Below are 19,031 nucleotides of genomic sequence, written 5' to 3' on the forward strand. Positions count from 1 at the left end.
CAATGCTCGTCATCACAGTCGACCTCCTCCCCGGCGGATATGAATCCCACCGCCGCACCATGGGCACCATGCGGATCGCCAACGTCTCCGACCTAGCGGACGCGTCCGACTACGCAGTCGATGTCAGGGAAGGCGGAAACCCGCTGACCGGCTCGCCGGCTCGGAGGGCACGCTGCTGGGTCACCGGGCACGACCGCCGGCAGGCCGTTCGGGCTCTCTTGGCCAAGGCTGCGGAGGCGGCCGGAAAAGCCGAGTTCGATGAGCTTAGGAAGCGGTCAGCCCGGAGTTGTCCCCGCAATTCAGCTTTTCCACCTTGAATAACTCGTGCCTCGAATCTCGAGAATCCGGCCGGCAACTCGGTAGGAAATTCCGCCTTCATCGAAGTCGCGAATTTCATTTAGGCCCTGTGCGAGGCCTCGGAACGTGGTTAACGGCCGATACGCTGGGGCCACGCCGAGTTGGCGTTCTTGATGAAATTTCCGTCTGCGGTCCCACGGGATGCCGGTCGATCGATTTTTGTGGCGATCGCGCCAATTTCACGTTCAGTTAGTGGCAGTTCCAACGAGGACAACGAGAGACGCTGCCATCCGCCTGATGAGGCGGAAACAGGACAGGCGGGCCGTTCCAGCGACCCGCCTGGTCCTTCACCGGTCGAAAGCAACTCGACAGATGCTGCCGCGAGGCATCTGGAGCTTTGCTCATCACCCTGCGCCACGCAAGCGGGATTTTGCGCCAATTGCGGCGTTCGACCTCCCATTAACGACGTGCCCGACGCCGGCACCTTGCCGGCGAACGGCGAAGCTTTGGCCGATTGGCTGGGGGCGACGTGGCGAGCAAGAGCAAGATTCCGAGCGACCGGAAAGTGGTCGAGGTGAAGATAATGCGCGGCAAAGGCGGCGCGCCGATCCGCACCATCGTTGAACGCGCCCACGCAAAGCCTACGGACGCGTTCGTGTCGCTCAAAGCCGGATGCGCCCTACCGTGGGAATCTATCGACGAGCGGCACTTCATGTGGATTTCGGAGGTCGACTTCCGCGTCCGCAGCTTCGTCGCCCAACCGTTCCGGATGGAGTGCTGGTTCGAGGGCGGCGGGATGATGGCCTATTTCCCCGACATCGAGCGCACGCTCGACGGCGCCATCGAGATCATCGAGATTAAGAAGACGCAGTGCGAGGCCGCCCGGGACCCCTACTACGCTTTCAAGCTCTCGCTCGCGCGCAAGGCTTGCCAGGCCAAGGGCTGGAAATTCCGCGTCATCGCAGCGGACAAGCACATCCTCCCCGGGCACCTGCTCGATAACGTTCGCTTGGTGCGCCTCGACCGGCGGACCCGCGTCGCCTCCGAGGATCACTTGCAGTTCGGCCAGGCGATGGACGAGGGACGCGGCAAGCTGACCTACGGAGAGGCCGTCGCGACCCTCAGCGGCCGCAACGAGCCGTGGGACCGCGACGCCGTGGCGAAGCTCCATGCGCTGATCGTCAAGCGCCTCGTCTGCATCGACCTGACCCGACGCCTCACCCAGAACTCGGCGGTCGTTCTTTACCATCATCCCATCTGGCGCCCGTCAAAGGCCGCCTGATCTCTTTCCCCACGACCTGGAGTCATCAGCCAGCATGCCGATCACGCCCGACATCAAGCCGAACTGCCTGCTCGACCTGCCCACGATCGAGCTCGTCGGATCAAGAACAAGGAAAACGAGGTCAAGCGCGACCCCGACTGCGAACTCATGGAGAGCTTTTTGACCAAACGCGACGCTAGGCTGAGTCGGATCGCCGCCGGCTTGATGCAGGACCAACCCCGCATCGTCGAATCCGAAGACGGCGGACCGCTACGCCTCATCATCAACGGCCGGCACATCAAACCCACAGGCCGATATCCCGCCTTCAAGGCGGACGGCACGTCCTTCCCGTATGAGGCCGACCATGAGATGGGGCTGATGGAGATCAGCGACGCCGACAAAGCAGTCGTCAGGGTCCTCGCTCAACCGCATCGAGTCGAGATCCCGGTGCCGTGGCAGAACCGGCCGCTGATCTATTTCCCAGACCTGCGCAGAGACTTGGCCGACGGCACGGTTGAGATCATCGAAACCAAACAAGAGGACGATCGTCGGGCGAAGGAGCCCCACTACCAATTCAAACTCAGCGTCGTCCACGAGGTCTATCTCGGCGAAGGCTGGACGTTCCGGACGCTCCAGAAGAAGGAGATATTGGGCAGCCGCCTCTACAGGAACGCCCACGAAATCATCACCTGGGCCTACGCAAAGGTCCCGTCAGCCCGCCAGTTTGCCCTGGAAGCCGCCATCGACGCAGCCGGAGGAACGCTGCCTTTCGGCAAGGCGGCAGAGATCGCCGGCGGCGCGCCGCTGCTCTATGCGCTGGTGGTCCGGCGCTCGGTCTATTTCGACCTGAAGCTGCCGGTTTCCGACGACCTCCCGGTGATGCGCGTGGATCACGACGCACTGCGCCGTCACTCGCCGCCGTTGCTCTGAGGAGTCTACGTGACCGTTTCTCTCGCCATCAAGCAAAACGAAATCTTCGTCCGGAAGAACGCCCTGTACCGCTATGCGCTTGAATTGCCACTGGACCGGATGCTGTTCATGCCCGTGGAGCCCGACCATGGGGCCGAGTTCACCTGCACCGAGGTCGAGTTCGGGAAGCACTTGAAGGATGGCGAAATCCGCGCCCACACCGTCATCCGGGACCATAACGGCGAGATCATCGCCGACGGAGACAAAGATCTCGATCCTACCAAGGAAGACAGTCAGAAAGTCAAAGACGCCCGTTCGCTGTTCTTCTTTCTGAAGAAATGGCACCAAAACCCGACGAGCCTCCATCACGCTCGTCTGGACGAGTTCGTCGAAGACCATAAAGCGGAAGCGCACAGGCTCGGCCATACTTGGTTGCCGAGCTCCGGTACCCTTCATCGCCACATCAAGAAGTATCCCGACATCGAACAACTGACCGCTCGATTTCTCATTTCGAAGTCGGGCAAGGTCACGCGCCAGCGCTGGCATCCGGAAATTGCCAAACTTCTGGAAAAAATCATCGATTGGCATTGGGAAGAAGGTACCAGCGGCCGCAATCTGAGCGACTCCATTGCCGAATTCGATGGCTGGTTCCTCAAAGCCGCAGCGCGCATCGCCACGGATTCAGCGGTCATGGAGCCGCTGAAAAAGCCCAGCGATGAAACCGTGCGCGCCTACATCAACTCCGCGGAGTGCTACGAAACCGTCTGCCGGAAGTACGGTAAGAAACGAGCCGATGCGCAGTTCGCCGGCAACTATCATCCCATTCCCGCATCCAAGCTGCTCGAGGTCGTTCTGATCGACTCCACCATCCTGGACACTTGGTGCGTACTCGACGACGAATCCATGTTGCCGCTCGGCAGGCCCACGCTGACCCTCGCCATCGACCTTTTCACAAGGATGATCCTGGCGGTCATCATCACGTACGAACCACCAAGTCTTTATACCGCCATGTCGTGCTTGAAGCGCGTCAACATGTCCAAGGAAGACATCAACGAACGATGGCCGACCATCGTCCGCTCGTCTGACGGCTGGGGCAAGCCGGGCACGGTCGTGGTCGACAACGAGCTCGCCCAAGTGGGAAAATCATATCAATCGGCGTGCGAGGACGCCAAGGTCAACGTCAAGTGGGCTCCTGTCGCTCGGCCTCAGTACAAGGCCGTGGTCGAACGAGTCTTCCTGACGATCAAGAAGATGCTGCTCGATAAGCTTCCCGGCGGCCTCCCCTACAAACCCGACGTCATGCGAGCACTAGGTATCGACCCCAAAGAGGTCGCGACCATTACGCTCAGCAAGCTCACCGAGCTCGTCAACATGGCCATCAACGACCTCTACCACTACAACCCCCATTCGACGATCGGAGTGCCGCCGGCGCTGGCGTGGGAAAAATCCAAGCGCAAGCACAAGCGCCCGTACATCGGCGATATCGACTTCCTGGATAAGGCCTTCGGCGCACTGGAGACCGGCACGCTCACCACGTCCGGCATCAAGTTCGAGAACATGGAGTTTCACGACCCCAACATTACGGGGGCCTTGATGGATGATCTGGGTGCAATGGCGCCGCGGCGGAAACGCCGCAAGTCGCTTCTATCCTCCCTGAATCCCGAGGTGATGTTCAAGTACAATCCGGCGAACGTCGAAGCCATCAACGTCTGGAACCCGCGCCGGAAGGAATACATCCGACTGCCCAACATCGCCGGAGACGCCGCCGCCGGGCTGTCCATCTGGCACTGGAGGATCCTGCGGCTCTGGGCTGAGCAGGAGAGCATCGCGTTCTCGACGCCGGCCGAACAGTTGGCGGCCCGGCGCCGGCTTCGCGAATCGGTCGAGGAGCAGATACCGGCGGCGGCTTACAAGGCCATCAAGGAGAAGCGCCGCATTCTCCACGAACCCTCGGAGCTCATCGAAGGCAAGACCATCCTGAAGACCAAGGCCCCTCCGACGGTCGGCGGGATGGCCCAGGACGACGTCGAAATCGATGTTGCCGCTTTCGCTCCCGATGGCAACCACGTCCCGCCGCCGGGGCCAGTTCGTGGCAGGAAGGGCAAGGGAAAAGACGACGGCCGCGCCAAAGCGCGCGTCGCCGAAGCCCGGCAGGCGAAGCCCGAAGCTCGCGGACGGGCGAAGGACGCTGTGAGGGCTGCTTTCGCCGCCGACCTGGCCTCGCAAGAGCCACCTCCCTCGCCGTCGACGGCGCCGGAGATGCCCGCTTCACCGGATTCTCTCGCCGATTTTTTCCGCAAGCGGAAGCCTGATCAGACCGAGGCCTGACCTATATGACACCTGACAACCTCTCCGACGACGAAATCGCTCGGCGGATCAGCGAATTCGAGAAGATCCGACACCCGCACAAGCAATTGAGCCAGATCCATCGCGCGCTCAATCTTGCTCGCGCCGAAGTGCGGCAGTCGCGTGCCGACGCCATCGAACAGAGTCAGCGACATCCGGAAGTGCCGATCAAGACAAATCCGCTCCCGCTTATTTCGGTGTTCGGACCGTCTGGCACCGCGAAGTCGCATATCATCAAGACCTACTACGAAGAGTTTTGCGTGAAGGAGAACTGGGCGAAGAGCAAGCGCCCGGTCTTCGATTTCGAACTTTCAGTTGACGCGAACAAGCGGCAACTCCAGGTCGATGCTCTGACGGCTCTCCGAGATCCGGACCCCGAAAAGGGCAACGAGTCTGCTCTCCGCCGACGCGTCTCGAAGATTGCCGCGGAACAGGAGATCGAACTTGGTTTGGCCGACGAGATCCAACACGTGGTAGCCAGCGACACTGGCAAGTCGACGAAGAGCGTCGGCGACGCCGTGAAGAAGATCCTCAACACCGGCATTTTCGGCATGGCCTTGTTCGGGACGGAGAACGCGAGCCGGATCTTCGAATCGGGTGAGGAAGTTGCCCAACGCGCAGATTGGCGGTTCGAACTCAAGGGCCTCGATAGTCAATCGAGCGAGGATCGGACGCTTTTCGTCGAGTTCCTTCGTACGTTCCGGAGTGGCATCGAGGGGCGCGGCATTCTGCGAACCGCCAAAACGCTCGAGGCCACCGAAACGATCGGCAACTTGTTCCTTCAGACCGATGGCCGCATCGGACTGAGTCAAAGGATCATGAAAGCAAGCGTGCGCGTGGCTTTGGAGCGGGGCGCGAGCACGCTGTTGCCAGCTCACTTTGCCATCGCGATCACTCGCGGCAAGAAGTTGTTCGGTCTTAAGGAGAACGTCTTCGAGGACTACGCCGATAAGCTCGATGCGGAGCACGGGGGCTCGAAGTGAGCGGTTTCGTCATTCCTACCGAGCCGCTTGCCGGCGAAAGTCTGATGGGATTCGTCGCCAGGGCGTGCGACCGGAACGGACATCCGTCGGTCGTCCGTGTGCTGGAGCTCGCTGGCTTCGAGACGCACCGGGCGCGCTTTCTTCCGGTCAGCGAAACTGTCGATCTTGAAAGCCTCGCGCGATTCTTCGGCTGCAAGGAAGCAGAGCTACGCTCGCGAATGCAGTTGCCGATCGAGGTTCAGGGCTCGTTGCCAAACACTTTCATCTCTCATTTCGGTTCACCGGTTCGACGCTTCATGCGCGAACCGGCTCTTCGGCGCGTGTCTCCCGCGTCCCTTCGCGTTTCGCCGCACCATAGGGCTACCTCGACACTGCGACCGCTGCGGTATTGCCCCGAGAGCGGCGAATTGTTGACGTCCGACTGCCCGAACCCGGGATGCGGGAAGCCGCTCGGCTGGAATTTCGCGCAGGGCGTCCCTTTCTGCGAATACTGCCTCGACGACGACTGTTGTCCCACGACGGATCTGCGGGATTTGGAATTGCCGCGTCTCGTTGGTGACGAACTGGCTCTCTATCGCTCGGTAACGGGCTTGCTGGCCGGTCACCCCGACGCGATGCGCGCGCTGCCCCCCTCTTTCGCGTCATGGCATGGATGGGAAGTCTTCGACATGATCGCCATGCTGGGCAACAACCTATGCAGGCGCTTCCCCGATCGGTTCAAATTGAGGGGGTCCGCGTGTTTCGCTGGCCCCGAATGGCATCAAAACCTCATGTCAGCCGCTCGCGTGGTTATGAGCTGGCCCGACGGCGCCGGCGACCTCGTGAAGCTCCTGAAGGATGCGGCGGGCACGCGCAGCGGGTACTACGGTCGCTATAAAGAGCTCGGGCCCTTGGCCGACTTCGGTGACAGTTACGGCGCGCTCCCCAAGGTCAAAGCCGCGATTGAACGCGCGATCGCCGGACACTATGCGGCCGTCCGCGGGTCAGCGCCCGAACGGAGCTATCAGGCGCCGCCAGAGCGTGCACATGAGATGATCTCCTACCGCGAGGCGCTCAAGAAGTACGACGTGACCACGACCTTCTTGACGTCGGTCGCGAAGAACAAGGACATCGAGGTCATCCAGACCGGGGACGAGAAATTCGCCCCGACCTATTACAACGAGCGACAGCTCGTCGAATTGCTGGAATCCCGTCGGCAGCTTCTGTTGATCGATCGTCTGCTAGTGATCACGGGTCTGCCCATGTTCGCGATCGAGGCCTTGGTTGAGTCGGGGCACATCCGGCTCGCAGCAGGCGCTCTCGCGAGATTTCGCGATCCGTCCGTGCATAGGTCCGAAATCGAAAGGTTCCGGAGCAGAATCGAAGCCAATGCGAGCGCGGCCAGCTTCCCCGATGGAAAGCCTTTGACGAGAACGGTGTTGAATGCGGGCGGCGCCGGCGGTGGCCTGCTGGTGAGGCTGGTTCAACTTTGTCTCGATGGTCGAATTGAGTATTCGCTGTCGGCAAGCCGGGGCGGCATTATTTCGCACGTGGTCCTGTCCGCTAACGCCGTCGAGCTTGTCGAGACAATGGTCGACGAGGTTGCGCCGGCCCCTACCCCGACGAAGATGACGCGTAGGGACGTCAAGATGTATCTCGACATGCCGACCGAAGACGTCGTCGCGTTCGTCAACGCAGGGGTGCTGCAGGCGGAGTACAACATAGACGGGGAGAGCGTCCGGCGATTCAACGAAAGCTATGTCACCACCGCCACGATCGCGAGGCGGCTGAAGATCGGCGTCCTGGGCGTCAAGCGCATCATGGATGGCTACGGCGTGCTGCCCGCCCATTCGGTCAATCCCCTGAGCGATGCGACAGGTGTCGCTTGGAGGAAGGCGGACGTCATGCCGATCATCAAACAGAGCGTTCTCGCCCGTCGACATCGTGAAGGTGTTGGATCGACAGCGCAGCAGCTACTCGATGGGCTCACGGCTGGCGGCCACGATATCCCGTCGGATCGCCGATCGTCAGAGGCGTCAAAACCGAGAGGAGCCGCTTTGAATGGCTGACAGCAGCACCGCACCGACGGCACCGACCGATGAATCTCGCCGGCCGAAAACGGCAGCCGAACGACAACGGGCCTTCCGCCAGCGCCAGCGGGAGAAACGCGAGATCGCGATGGCTTCTGCCGGCACGGCTTCGCATGGCCAGATCGGCAGTCAAAACGCCACGGCCGCCCTCGAACCACCAGTCACGACGAACGTCACGGTCACGCCAGCAACGGTCGGGGCGTTACCCCTAACGCTCGTCACGAATGGCGTAACGTCACGCGTTACGGACGAAGTAACGGCGTCACGCCCTCACGTCACGGAGCGGCGTCCGATCGCTTCACACTGCCTGACGGCGGCGGCACTGGCCCTCGCCGGCGTTGGCCTCATCATGAATGGGTGGTTCGCCCGAACGCTCGGATCGACCGATCTGGCAGGCTGGACGTTCCTTGCGAGCGGCATTGCAAATGACGTCGTTGCCCTGACAGTGCCTGCGGCAGCCGCAAGGCTTTGGCTTGCACGGCAACGAGTGACTGCGGCAGTGGCGTGGCTGGTATGGTCCGCGTCCTTTGTTTTTGCTCTCATCTCGGGTCTGGGATTCGCCTCCGTCAACATAGCCGATACGACCCTGTCTCGCGCGTCACGCACCACACCTGCCGTGACGATTGCTCAGGACGCGTTACGTGACGCCATGACGTCGCGTGACAGGGAATGCGCGGGCGGCGTCGGCCGCTTTTGTCGCGAGCGCGAGCAAACCGTGATCGAGCGTCAGCGTGCGCTGGATGCTGCTGTCGGTTCGGTCGAACGGGCCGTCGATCCGCAAACCGAGGCCGCGAGTAAGATCGTCGCTTGGCTCAGTGCGGGGAATGCTAATCCCACAGCGACGGACTTCGCGATGCTGCGATTGTTGCTGCTGTCGTTGCTTCCGCAGGTCGGCGGCCTCCTGTTGATGATTGGCCGAGCACGCTGAGGGGTGCGCGCTCGGAAGATCCCGTTCGCGCCCACCGGTCCACTCCCATTTTGACCGCAATATGCACGCCTCAGCGAAGCATTCGCGTGGCTCGCCGGCGAAAACGCTATTCGACTCGCTAATATTGCGGAATCCGACTCACCCCGGATTCAAAAAGCCCGGTTTTATTGAGTCTAGACGACTCGCTCTTACCTGGGGCGGATACTGGTGAAGCTATGGTGGTACAGTTGGGTGGGCTCGAACCACCGACCTCCTGTTCCACAGACAGGCGCTCTAACCAACTGAGCTACAACTGCATCCCCGACCATGATCCGACGCGGATCATGGCCTCGTCTCTTTGCTTGAGCATGATCTTTCGGAAAAGCGGCTTCCACTTTTCCGGATCATGCTCCCGAGGCCGCAAAAAGGGGCCTCGCGAATGGGCCGGAAACTAGGTGCAACGCTCCGCTTTGGCAAGGCCGAACGCGGTACTTTCCTGCACCCGGGAAATCCAAAACTCCGTCCAAAACGAAAGGCCCGGGCTCGGGTGCCCGGGCCTTGTCAGTGATTTTGCCTCGATCAGGCAGCGGGCTTGTAATATTTCGAGGCGCTGGCCTTGATCGGCTCGGCGGTCTCGCTCGCGACCCTCTGGCTGAGCTCGGTCAGCTCCTTGGCCTGGGCGCCGAGGGTTTCGAAGGTCTTGCGGGTCTGCGCGGTCCACAGTTCCAGCGCCTCGGAGGGCGTCTTGGCCCCGAGCAGTTCCTGGGCGAAATCGAGCGCCGAGGTGGTGTTCGCCTTCACGAACTCCATCACCTTGGCGGTATATTCGCTCGCGCCCTTGCTGGCCGTGGTGAACACCGCCTCGATGGTGCCGTTATGAGCCTCGGCGGCGTCCTTGAACTTGGCGTAGTTGTCGCGCGCCTGCGAAACGCCCTTTTCGGCGAACGCGCGCATCTGCTCGGGAACTTCGAACGGGATGATCGAAGCAGAAAATGGATCAGTCGAACTGGTCATCGCATGCATCCTTCGCAACGGGGTAAAGTCCGGTGACCCCATCGCGAACGTCGCCGGCCCGCAAAGACCGAGAACGGTCGAATTGGATCACGCTGCCTAGTTCCTAGTTCACGGAATGCCCTGTCCCTGGGCAGGACAAGTAAACCTCTTTATCATGTCAATTTTGTGCAACGCAACGTTAAATCGATGCGATGCCATATCCGTCAGCTCAGGTTTCCGACCCGCGGTGAACCGCTGCGCCAAACCTCAGGATTTCGGCTTGATCGCATCCATCGCGGCGCGGCTGACGATCTGGCCCATTTCGCTCGCCTGCTGCGCCAGCGCCCGCATCTGGCCCTGCACATATTCGCTGTGCAGCCTCATCACTTCGCTGACGTCCTTGGCCTTCACGAGGGACTCCGCATAGTCCAGCGACGCCTTGACGTTGTTCTCGGCGTAGGTGAACGCTTTGCTCGAAATGTCCTTGGCGCCGGCGCGAACGGTGGCGCCGCGCTCCTCCAGCGACCCGGCGGTCTCCTGCGCGCTGGCCAGAAACTTCTCGAAGGTCCTGCGGGCCTGCTCGAAGCTCGCCTCCGCCATCGATCGCACGTCCTTCGGAATCTCGAAACGGTCCCGCGCATTGTTGCTCATGGTCCACTCCTTGTCCTTTGCCAAGGTCCTTTACCAAGGCCCTTTCCGGCCCCTTGTTCCTCCCGGTCGCATCAGCCTACCGTCAAAAGACCGCGCCCGGATGACGTAAGACTTCGTGCCATCGTGGACCTCTGACGGCGGCTTGCAAGGTACAACGCGAAAGCGGGCTTGATCGTTCGGCCAAGTTAACGTTATCGCGGCATTGGATCGTGGGTACTTTGGCGAGGCCGTGGACCTGCCGCGTCGCACTTGCGATACTAACGGTCTGTTAAGGCTGTCATCGTTTGGCCGCCGATTTCTTTCAGCCATCGGCGAGCGAGAAGCGAAACCGTGCGGTCAAGTGGTCGCGATGAATAGTGCGGAATTCCAGTTGCAGGGCCTCGGCGATCCCAGGCTGGCCGTGCATGCGACGAGCCCCCTGCCCACATGGCTGTGGTCGATCGACGGCAAGCGGGTGCTGTGGGCCAATCCGGTCGGCGCGCAATTGTTCGGTGCCGAGAATGGCGCTGCGCTGTCCAAAAAGGTTTTCGGACCGGCCGACCGGCATCGGCGGCAGATCGCGCAGCTCGCCGGCCGCCTGCCGCAAAACGGCGCGGTCCGGCTGGAGCGGCTGCGTGGCTTTGGCGCCGCACTGGGCGTGCTCGCAACCTGCGCCTGCTCGCGGCTCGAATTCCCCGACGGCCGGCACGCGGTCTTGATCGCCGCCGCCAGCGGCACGATCGGCCGCACGATGCCGCTGCTCGAGCGGCTCTCCCGCCTGGTCCGGGGCGCCGAGATGCCGATGGCGGCGTTCACGCGCGACGGCATGTTCGTCGGGGCCAGCGACGCCGCGCGGGCGCTGCTCGGCTTCCGCAATCTCACCGAGGCCGGCCTTGATGCGGCGCGCGATGACGCGCTCCGGCACGGCCGGGTCGAAACCTCCGTCATTATCGGCCACATGGTGCTGCAGCGCGTCGGCAGCGGCGCCGATGTCGGCCTCATCGCGCTGATCGTGCCCCCGGCCGCAGCGAATCAGGCCGCGCCTTCCCCGCCGGAATCCGCCACCGCCCTGGCCGCCAAGCAGCCGTTTTACGAGCAGCCCGCTCTGTCGGGGGAAGCGCCCGCCGAATTCGCGCTGTTCGACGCGCTGGATCCAGGACCTGAGGAAGCCGAGCCCTCGCCCTTCATCGAGCCGATCGCCGACGAACCGCCAGCGCCGGTCGCAACGCCTTTGTCCTACACGACGCCGGATGAACGCGCGCCGGCCGACGCGTCCGGGAAAACACCGTCATGGCATGACGAGCCGCTCCCGAATGTGCGCCGCTATCCGCTGCGTTTCATGTGGCAGATGGACCGCGAAGGCCGCTTCTCGCTCGGCTCGGATGAGTTCACCCGGCTGATCGGCGTGCAGGCGGCGGCCGGCTTCGGCCGGATGTGGAGCGACATCGCCGAGAAGTTCACCCTCGATCCCGAAGGCCGGGTGATGAAAGCCTTTGCCACCCAGGACACCTGGAGCGGCATCGTGCTGAACTGGCCGGTCGACGGCGGCGGCCGGCTGCCGGTCGAATTGTCAGGCCTGCCGATCTTCGACGGCGCGCGCAATTTCGTCGGCTATCGCGGCTTTGGCGTCTGCCGCGATTTCGACGCCCTGGCGCGGCTGGAGGCGCTGCGCCGCTACGAATTTTTCGGTGGACCGCCGGCGCAGCCCCTGTCCGCCGACACAATTCCGGCCGAGCCTGAGCGATTGGAAGTGCAGGAGGCGCCGCGCCCCGAGGTCTTCGGCGCAGCGCCGCCGACAGAGCCCGCCACGGCATCTGCAACCGAGGCGGAAGTGCCCGAGCCGAAAGCGTCCGAGACTTCACAACAGACCGATTTGGAAACGACTTTGGATACGCGCAAGGACATGTCAACGGAACCGCCGATCGAGGCGCCCGGCAACGTGCTGCCATTCCGTCCGCCTGGCGAGGCCAAGCCGCCGTCGCTGACGCCGGTCGAGAACAACGCCTTCAACGAACTGGCGCGGCAACTATCGGCACGGCTGGAAAGCCAGATCGCCGCAGCGCCGACGCCATCCGGCACTGGAGAAGAGGCGGTCGCAGAAGCGCCACCGCCGCCTGCGGATACGCACGACCCCGCCTTCGAGGCGCTGAGCGCGGAGCAGCCCGCGACTGCCGTACCGGCGACTGTCGCGCCGGCGACTGTCGCGCCGGAATGGCTGAGCGAGCCCGAGCCGCCGCCGCGCGGCGAAGCCAGGCGCGACCGCGCGCTGCTCGACCTGATGCCGGTCGGCGTCCTGATCTACCGGCTCGATCGCCTGCTCTATGCCAACCCCGCCTTCCTGCAGCGGTTGGGATATGGGAGCATCCGCGCGCTGGAGGATGCCGGCGGACTGGATGCGCTCTATGTCGAGCCCGGCGTCCCGTCCGCGAGCAGCACCTCCGACACGGGCACGCCGGTGAGGATCGCGGCAGCCCCGCCGGACAGTACGGTCAGCCACCCGAGCGCAGAGGCGCATCTCCACACGATCTCCTGGGACGGCGATTCCGCGCTCGCCTTGATCTTCTCCGAGCGGCGCGACGAGGGCGCGGCCGTCGCGGCGGCGATCGCGGAAGCGCTTCCACCTGACGTACCTGCGGGAGCCGGACTGGCCGATGCCGAAGAGCTCGGCGCCATCCTCGACACCGCGGCCGAGGGCATCGTGATGTTCGATGCCGAAGGCAACATCAATTCCTGCAACCGCAGCGCCGAAGCACTGTTCGGCTATGACGGCGACGAGCTCGTGCAGCGCAACCTCGCCGATCTCTTCGCGCCCGAAAGCCAGCGCGTCGTGCTCGACTATCTCGAGAGCATCAAGGGCGAAGGCGTCGCCAGCCTGCTCGATCACGGCCGCGAGGCGCTCGGGCGCGTGCGCCAGGGCGGCCTCGTGCCGCTGTCGATCACGATGGGCCGCACCCGCGCCGAAGGGCCGAACTTCTTTGCGGTGTTCCGCGATTTGTCGCAGGCCAAGAACAGCGAGGGCGAGTTGCGCGAGGCGAGGCGCCTCGCCGAGCGCGCGGCAACCGCGAAGGCCGACATGCTGGCGCGGATCAGCCACGAAGTGCGCACGCCGCTGAACGCCATCATCGGCTTTGCCGAAGTGATGATCGGCGAGCGTTTCGGCACGCTCGGCAACGAGCGCTATCTCGAATACATGAAGGACATCCGCGCCTCCGGCGAGCACGTGCTGGCGATCATCAACGATCTGCTCGACCTGTCGCGGATCGAGACCGGCAAGCTCGACCTCGCGCTCACCGACCAGAACCTGAACGAGATGGTCGAAAGCTGCGTCGCGGTGATGCAGCCGCAGGCCAACCGCGAGCGCATCATCATCCGCACCTCGCTTGCGCATATGCTGCCGCCGGTGCTGGCGGATGCGCGCGCGCTGCGCCAGATCACGCTCAATCTGATCGGCAACTCGATCCACCTCGCCAATGCCGGCGGCCAGGTCATCGTCTCGACCGCGTTGTCCGATTTCGGCGAGGTGATGCTGCGCGTCCGCGACACCGGGCAAAGCCTCAACGACAACGAGGTCGCCGCCGCGCTGCAGCCATTCCGCACGACGGCGCCATCGGACCAGACCTCCGAAAGCTCCGCCGTCAGCCTGTCGCTGACGAAGGCGCTGGTCGAGGCCAACCGCGCCAAATTCCACATCAAGACCGGCGGCCGCTCCGGCACGTTGATCGAGGTCGCCTTTCCCCACGCCGCCGCGCGGGCGTGAGTCTCTTCTCCCTCTCCTCTCCCTCTCCCGCTTGCGGGGGAGGGCCGGGGTGGGGGTGTCTCCGCGAATCCCACTGTTCTTGTGTGTGGAGAGAGCCCCCACCCGGCGCTGGCGCGCCGACCTCCCCCGCAAGCGGGAGAGGTTGAAACGAGCTTCGCTGCGGGCATGTGTCGCGTCCAGCCGCGGCGGCGCGGCACATATTTTGCTCGATTTTCCCGGACTTGAATGCATCGGCGCTCGATGCGCCCATTTCCTGAGCAATTTGATTTAACCTCATCGGATCGAGATCGAGGTCCCATGCGCTGCCTGGTCGTCGCCGATCTGCATTATTCATTGCCGCAATTCGACTGGCTGCTCGCGGCCGCGCCGCAATTCGACCTGGTGATCTTCGCCGGCGATGCGCTCGACATCGCATCGATCGTCGATTTCCGCGCCCAGATCGTGGTGGTGAAGAAATATCTTTCGCTGCTCGCAGCGCGCACCCGCGTCATCCTCTGCTCCGGCAATCACGATCTCGACGAACGCAATCCGGACGGCGAGAAGATCGCGCGCTGGGTCGGCGACGTCAGGGAGCTCGGCATCGCCAGCGACGGCGACAACCTCGCCATCGGCGACACACTGTTCACGGTGTGCCCATGGTGGGACGGCCCGCTCGTGAAGCAGCGGCTCGACGCACAGCTTCGCGACGCCGCCGTCAACCGGCCGGGGCGATGGATCTGGGTGCATCACGCTCCGCCCGCGAACTCGCCGACGAGCTGGGGCGGCAAGCGCTTCTTCGGCGACGTCGAGCTGGTGCAATGGATCGAGCGTCACCAGCCGTCGATGGTGATATCAGGCCACGTGCACCAGTCGCCGTTCATCCCTGATGGCTCGTGGTTCGACCGGCTGGGTGCGACCTGGGTGTTCAACACCGGCCGCATGCCCGGCCGGCCGCCGACTTACATCGTGCTCGATATCGACGAAGGCACCGCATTCTGGCTGGCGCCGGGCGCGGAGCAGACCATCGATCTCAAGGCGTCGCTGCAGCCGGCCGCGCGGATCGAGAAGCCGCCGGCCTGGCTCACATCCTTGGGTCTGATTGCCGATCCGATCCTGGCGCGACCTGCATCGGCGGCAAGTTGATCATGCTCTGCAGGATCTCGCCGACCATCGAGAGGTGCGTGCCATGGTCGGCATATTGGTACATGAGGTCGGCGAGATAGGTGGTGGCGACGTTGAGCCGTTGCGCCAAGAGCCGGGCCAGCAAGAGCGCCACCTCCGGCTGCTCACGCAGGAAGGCTGCCGCATCGTCGAATTCGTAGACCAGCGAGTCGGACGCGGCGCGCACGGTCGCCGTGTGCGACTGATCGAGCAGCACGCTCATCTCGCCAAGCACGGCGCCGGGCTCGGAGAGCACCGCGACCACGGCATCGCCCTTGATCACTTCCAGCCGCCCTTCGATCAGCACGAACAGATGCCCGGTCTTGCCGCCCTCATGGATGATGAGCGTGCCGGCCGGCACCTGCCGCTGAACGCCTCCACCGCAATAGTCCAGCATCGCGCGCATCCGAATGGCCACCTCCGCCGGAGACAAAGACTAGGCGCGGAGCGCGCGAAGGGGAATCGCATTAGCTGGGCGCGCTGCCCAAATTGGCGGCACGCGGTCTTTGCCTAGATCGCCGAACTGACGGCCGGCAGGAAATCGCCGATCGCATCGAGGAAGACCTTTGGCGCCTGCAGTTGCGGGACATGCGCGCAACCCGGGATGACCTTGAGCCGTGCGTCCGGCAGTCCAGCCGCCAGCTCATGCGACATTGGCGGCGGCGTCGCCTCGTCGTGTTCGCCGACCAGCACCAGCGCCGGCAGCTTCACGCCTTGAAGCTGCGGACGAAGATCGAGACTGGCCAGCGCCTCGCAGGCAGCGCGGAAGACGTCCGGATCGGTGCGCAGGAAGGCCTCGCGGCGATCCCGCATCAGCTCCGGATGCTGCGCCTGGAAATCCGGCGCAAACAATCGGCGCATCGCGACATCGGTGATGGCAGCTAACCCCTTTTCCCCTGAGACGGCGGCCATGGTGCGGAACGCCTCGCGCCCGGGCTCCGAAAACGCGGCACCACAATCGGCAAGGATGAGCCGGCTTGCGATCGCGGGATGGCGGATCGCCATCTGCAGCGCGACGAAGCCGCCATAGCCATTGCCGAGCACGATGGCTGCCTCACCGCCGGCGGCATCCCGCACCGCTTCCGCCATGCGGTCGGCCACTGCGGCGAGGCCGCCGGCAACCGCGTGCGAGCGGCCGAAGCCCGGCAATTCCGGCACGATCACGCGAAACGACTTCGACAAGTCAGGCACGATCGCATCGAAGCTCGCGCGGTCCGACAACAGCGAGTGGAACAGGAACAGCGGCGGCCCGTCGCCCGCCTGCGCTGCGTTGACGGTGCCGCCAGCAAGAAGCCGTTCCATTCCCGCTCTCTTTCTAAAGCCGCGTGTCGCGATGCCGGCGCCCTCCCCGGACGCCATTTTCGCCTCGATGGATAAATCAGATTTCATATATTTCAAGCCTTTTGGACTTGACGTGATATTTCACAATGGCAACATTATCCTCATGAGCGAGCCGAAATCTACCCTTCTACGCGACAATATCTACGAACGCCTGCGTTCTGATATTTTATCATGTCATCTGGCGCCTGGTCATGATATGCGCGAGCAGGATCTGGCCGAGCGCTATGCGGTCAGCCGCCAGCCGGTCCGGGAGGCGCTCTTGCGGCTCGAGCGCGAGCATCTGGTCACGGTGCAGCCGCGCCAGGGCTACCGGGTCAATCCGATCTCGTTGTCGGATGCGCGCGACCTCTTGCGCTTCCGCCTGGCGCTGGAGCCGGCCTGCGTGGCGGAGGCGATCGAAAGCGCGTCCGACGCCACGCTGAAGGCGCTGGACCAGTTCCGCGAATTCTCCGGCAGCCACGAAGACTTCATCGCCTACAACCGCGCCTTCCATTCCGCGCTGGCGCATGCCTCCGGCAACCGCCGGATGGCGGCCGCGCTGTGCGACCTGATCGGACAGGCCGATCGTCTGGTGCGCGTCAGCGTCGCCAATGTGAAGAACCATGATCCGACCCGGCTGGTCGCCGAGCATGCCGCCCTGATCGAGGCGATGCAGCGGCGCGAGGCGCGCACCGCCGCCCGCATCATCAAGGCCCACATCGTCCAGACCGAAAAGCGCGTGCTGCCGGCGCTCAAGCGCAACGCCGTCATCGTCGAAGAGAGGTAGCCATGAACATTTCATCCAAGCCGGCGTCGATCGACGTCGAGATTCACGGCAACTTCGTCGACGGCCGCGAGATCGAGGCCGGCAGCGGCGAGATGCTCGACGTCCGCAATCCCGCAACCGGCGACGTCATCGCCCGCATTCCGAACTCGACCGCTGAAGATATCGACCGCGCCATGAAGAGCGCCCGCGCCGCCTTCGAGGGCAAGGCATGGGGTGGCATGGACACGCGCTCGCGGGCGAAGCTGATCAACCGCCTGGCGGATGCCTTCGAGGCCAATCTCGACGCGCTGTATCGACTCGAAACCCTCAACAACGGCCGCCCGGTCAACGAGACCCGCGCACAGCTTTCACGGCTGCCGGACTTCTTCCGCTTCTTTGCAGGCCTTGCGCTGTCGCGCCGCGACTCCGTGATCCCGGTCGAGGGCTCGTACCTCAATTACACGCTGCGCACGCCGACCGGCGTCGTCGCCAACTGCACGCCGTTCAACCATCCGCTGATGATCCTGTGCAAGTCGCTGTCGGTGGTGCTGGCGACCGGATGCGTAACCGTGGTCAAGCCGTCGGAATACACGCCGCTGACGACGTTGAAGCTGGCGCAGATCTTCACCGAGGCCGGCCTGCCGCCCGGCGTCTTCAACATCGTGCTCGGTCTCGGCCAGAGCGCCGGCAAGATGCTGGCGGAGCATCCCGACATCAACAAATTGGTGCTGACCGGCGGCACCGAAGCCGGCCGCATCGCCGGCAGCGCCGCGGCAAGGGTGTTTGCGCACCAGACCATGGAGCTCGGCGGCAAGACGCCGGTGATGGTGTTCGACGATTTCGATGTCGACCGCGCCGTCAACTATGCCGCCTTCGGCGCCTTCATCGGCGCCGGCCAGACCTGCGTCTGCGCCTCGCGCCATCTGGTGCAGGCCTCCATCTATGACGAGTTCGTCGAGAAGCTGCAGGCCAAGACCCGTACGATCCGCATCGGCGATCCCTTCGATCCGGCAACCCAGCTCGGCCCCGTGATCTCGGCGCGGCAGCGCGACCGCGTGCTGACCTATTCGCGCTATGGCCATGAGGACGGCGCGCGGCTCGTCACCGGCGGCGTCGCGGCGAAGGTGCCCGGCCACGAGAACGGCTATTTCGTCGAGCCGACCGTGTTCGCCGACGTCAGGTCGGACATGCGCATCTTCCAGGAGGAGGTGTTCGGTCCCTTCACCTCGGTGACGCCGTTCAAGGACGAGGCGGACGCGCTGCGCCTCGCCAATGATTCCCCGTTTGGCCTCGCGGCCGCGATCCGCACCCGCGACGTCGCCCGCGCGCATCGCGTGGCCGCCGCCGTGAAGGCCGGCATCGTCTGGATCAACGACCATCACCGCCTCGACCCGGCCTCGCCCTGGGGCGGCGTCGATGATTCCGGCATCGGCCGCGAATGCGGCACCGAAAGTTTCGACGATCATTTCAACACCAAGAGCGTGATGGTCGCCACCCACGACCAGCCGTTCGACTGGTACCGCGACACGGCGAACCAGCGGCGACTGAACTAGTACGAGCATGATCCCGAAAAGTGGCTACCCGGTTTTCGGAAAAGATCATGCTCCAAAAATAGAGTCCGCGGCTCATCGCCCACAGAGAAGGCGGCCGCGT

Annotated in this window: 15 protein-coding genes and 1 tRNA gene; 11 read left to right on the plus strand and 5 right to left on the minus strand. The window is 63.7% G+C overall.

The window, feature by feature from the left end; translation table 11 throughout:
- The first annotated feature begins 2 nt into the window (after positions 1-2).
- The 7 genes from ACVJGD_RS22745 (at position 3) to ACVJGD_RS22775 (ending at position 8,793) form a co-directional block, all read left to right on the plus strand.
- Positions 3-317, plus strand: coding sequence for a hypothetical protein (locus ACVJGD_RS22745; RefSeq protein ID WP_456636412.1), 315 nt, complete (start codon positions 3-5; stop codon positions 315-317).
- A 563-nt stretch (positions 318-880) separates the two neighbouring features.
- A complete protein-coding gene (locus ACVJGD_RS22750) occupies positions 881-1,579 on the plus strand; it encodes a hypothetical protein (protein WP_456636413.1) in 699 nt (232 codons plus the stop codon).
- Between the two features lie 357 nt (positions 1,580-1,936).
- Positions 1,937-2,488, plus strand: a complete 552-nt coding sequence (locus ACVJGD_RS22755; protein ID WP_456636414.1) for a hypothetical protein — start codon at positions 1,937-1,939, stop codon at positions 2,486-2,488.
- Positions 2,489-2,497: 9 nt separating this feature from the next.
- The gene (locus ACVJGD_RS22760) at positions 2,498-4,795 is read left to right on the plus strand and encodes a hypothetical protein (protein ID WP_456636415.1); all 2,298 of its coding nucleotides are present in this window, start codon (positions 2,498-2,500) and stop codon (positions 4,793-4,795) included.
- Between the two features lie 5 nt (positions 4,796-4,800).
- Entirely contained in the window at positions 4,801-5,796 is a 996-nt protein-coding gene (locus ACVJGD_RS22765) for a TniB family NTP-binding protein (protein WP_456636416.1), read from the plus strand.
- Positions 5,797-6,014: 218 nt separating this feature from the next.
- The gene (locus tag ACVJGD_RS22770; RefSeq protein ID WP_456636417.1) at positions 6,015-7,844 is read left to right on the plus strand and encodes a hypothetical protein; all 1,830 of its coding nucleotides are present in this window, start codon (positions 6,015-6,017) and stop codon (positions 7,842-7,844) included.
- Entirely contained in the window at positions 7,837-8,793 is a 957-nt protein-coding gene (locus ACVJGD_RS22775; protein ID WP_456636418.1) for a hypothetical protein, read from the plus strand. The genes ACVJGD_RS22770 and ACVJGD_RS22775 overlap by 8 nt, the downstream gene beginning before the upstream one ends.
- Before the next feature lie 219 nt (positions 8,794-9,012).
- Here the strand turns inward: ACVJGD_RS22775 and ACVJGD_RS22780 are convergent.
- The 3 genes from ACVJGD_RS22780 to ACVJGD_RS22790 form a co-directional block, all read right to left on the minus strand.
- A tRNA-His gene (locus ACVJGD_RS22780) sits at positions 9,013-9,089 on the minus strand.
- A 262-nt stretch (positions 9,090-9,351) separates the two neighbouring features.
- The gene (locus ACVJGD_RS22785; RefSeq protein ID WP_456636419.1) at positions 9,352-9,786 is read right to left on the minus strand and encodes a phasin; all 435 of its coding nucleotides are present in this window, start codon (positions 9,784-9,786) and stop codon (positions 9,352-9,354) included.
- A 246-nt stretch (positions 9,787-10,032) separates the two neighbouring features.
- Positions 10,033-10,416, minus strand: a complete 384-nt coding sequence (locus tag ACVJGD_RS22790) for a phasin family protein (protein WP_456636420.1) — start codon at positions 10,414-10,416, stop codon at positions 10,033-10,035.
- 349 nt (positions 10,417-10,765) lie between these two features.
- Between ACVJGD_RS22790 and ACVJGD_RS22795 the strand changes: the two genes are divergently transcribed.
- Both ACVJGD_RS22795 and ACVJGD_RS22800 read left to right on the plus strand, forming a co-directional pair.
- Positions 10,766-14,152 carry a PAS domain-containing protein gene (locus ACVJGD_RS22795; RefSeq protein WP_456636421.1) on the plus strand — a complete coding sequence of 1,129 codons (3,387 nt, stop codon included), beginning with the start codon at positions 10,766-10,768 and terminating at the stop codon, positions 14,150-14,152.
- A 297-nt stretch (positions 14,153-14,449) separates the two neighbouring features.
- Positions 14,450-15,274 (plus strand): metallophosphoesterase family protein, encoded by an 825-nt coding sequence (locus tag ACVJGD_RS22800; protein ID WP_456636422.1) that lies wholly within the window; start codon positions 14,450-14,452, stop codon positions 15,272-15,274.
- Here the strand turns inward: ACVJGD_RS22800 and ACVJGD_RS22805 are convergent.
- Positions 15,213-15,698 carry a cyclic nucleotide-binding domain-containing protein gene (locus tag ACVJGD_RS22805; protein WP_456636423.1) on the minus strand — a complete coding sequence of 162 codons (486 nt, stop codon included), beginning with the start codon at positions 15,696-15,698 and terminating at the stop codon, positions 15,213-15,215. The genes ACVJGD_RS22800 and ACVJGD_RS22805 overlap by 62 nt on opposite strands.
- Positions 15,699-15,802: 104 nt before the next feature.
- Complete coding sequence (locus tag ACVJGD_RS22810; RefSeq protein WP_456636424.1) at positions 15,803-16,594, minus strand: alpha/beta fold hydrolase; 792 nt, start codon at positions 16,592-16,594, stop codon at positions 15,803-15,805.
- A 142-nt stretch (positions 16,595-16,736) separates the two neighbouring features.
- Between ACVJGD_RS22810 and ACVJGD_RS22815 the strand changes: the two genes are divergently transcribed.
- Together ACVJGD_RS22815 and ACVJGD_RS22820 are read left to right on the plus strand one after the other, a co-directional pair.
- Positions 16,737-17,399, plus strand: coding sequence for a GntR family transcriptional regulator (locus ACVJGD_RS22815; protein ID WP_456640338.1), 663 nt, complete (start codon positions 16,737-16,739; stop codon positions 17,397-17,399).
- A gap of 2 nt (positions 17,400-17,401) precedes the next feature.
- Complete coding sequence (locus tag ACVJGD_RS22820) at positions 17,402-18,931, plus strand: aldehyde dehydrogenase (protein ID WP_456636425.1); 1,530 nt, start codon at positions 17,402-17,404, stop codon at positions 18,929-18,931.
- Positions 18,932-19,031 lie beyond the last annotated feature (100 nt).

The sequence above is a fragment of the Bradyrhizobium sp. USDA 10063 genome, from assembly GCF_054063735.1.

What these genes read in the sequence shown, in the direction of transcription:
- ACVJGD_RS22750 (WP_456636413.1), top strand. Translation starts at nt 881, where the DNA reads ATGCGCGGCAAAGGCGGCGCGCCGATCCGCACCATCGTTGAACGCGCC.
- ACVJGD_RS22770 (WP_456636417.1), top strand. Translation starts at nt 6,015, where the DNA reads ATGCAGTTGCCGATCGAGGTTCAGGGCTCGTTGCCAAACACTTTCATC.
- ACVJGD_RS22790 (WP_456636420.1), bottom strand. Translation starts at nt 10,416, where the DNA reads ATGAGCAACAATGCGCGGGACCGTTTCGAGATTCCGAAGGACGTGCGA.
- ACVJGD_RS22765 (WP_456636416.1), top strand. Translation starts at nt 4,801, where the DNA reads ATGACACCTGACAACCTCTCCGACGACGAAATCGCTCGGCGGATCAGC.
- ACVJGD_RS22785 (WP_456636419.1), bottom strand. Translation starts at nt 9,786, where the DNA reads ATGACCAGTTCGACTGATCCATTTTCTGCTTCGATCATCCCGTTCGAA.
- ACVJGD_RS22815 (WP_456640338.1), top strand. Translation starts at nt 16,737, where the DNA reads ATGAGCGAGCCGAAATCTACCCTTCTACGCGACAATATCTACGAACGC.
- ACVJGD_RS22795 (WP_456636421.1), top strand. Translation starts at nt 10,766, where the DNA reads ATGAATAGTGCGGAATTCCAGTTGCAGGGCCTCGGCGATCCCAGGCTG.
- ACVJGD_RS22745 (WP_456636412.1), top strand. Translation starts at nt 3, where the DNA reads ATGCTCGTCATCACAGTCGACCTCCTCCCCGGCGGATATGAATCCCAC.
- ACVJGD_RS22820 (WP_456636425.1), top strand. Translation starts at nt 17,402, where the DNA reads ATGAACATTTCATCCAAGCCGGCGTCGATCGACGTCGAGATTCACGGC.
- ACVJGD_RS22810 (WP_456636424.1), bottom strand. Translation starts at nt 16,594, where the DNA reads ATGGAACGGCTTCTTGCTGGCGGCACCGTCAACGCAGCGCAGGCGGGC.
- ACVJGD_RS22805 (WP_456636423.1), bottom strand. Translation starts at nt 15,698, where the DNA reads ATGCGCGCGATGCTGGACTATTGCGGTGGAGGCGTTCAGCGGCAGGTG.
- ACVJGD_RS22775 (WP_456636418.1), top strand. Translation starts at nt 7,837, where the DNA reads ATGGCTGACAGCAGCACCGCACCGACGGCACCGACCGATGAATCTCGC.
- ACVJGD_RS22755 (WP_456636414.1), top strand. Translation starts at nt 1,937, where the DNA reads ATGGAGATCAGCGACGCCGACAAAGCAGTCGTCAGGGTCCTCGCTCAA.
- ACVJGD_RS22800 (WP_456636422.1), top strand. Translation starts at nt 14,450, where the DNA reads ATGCGCTGCCTGGTCGTCGCCGATCTGCATTATTCATTGCCGCAATTC.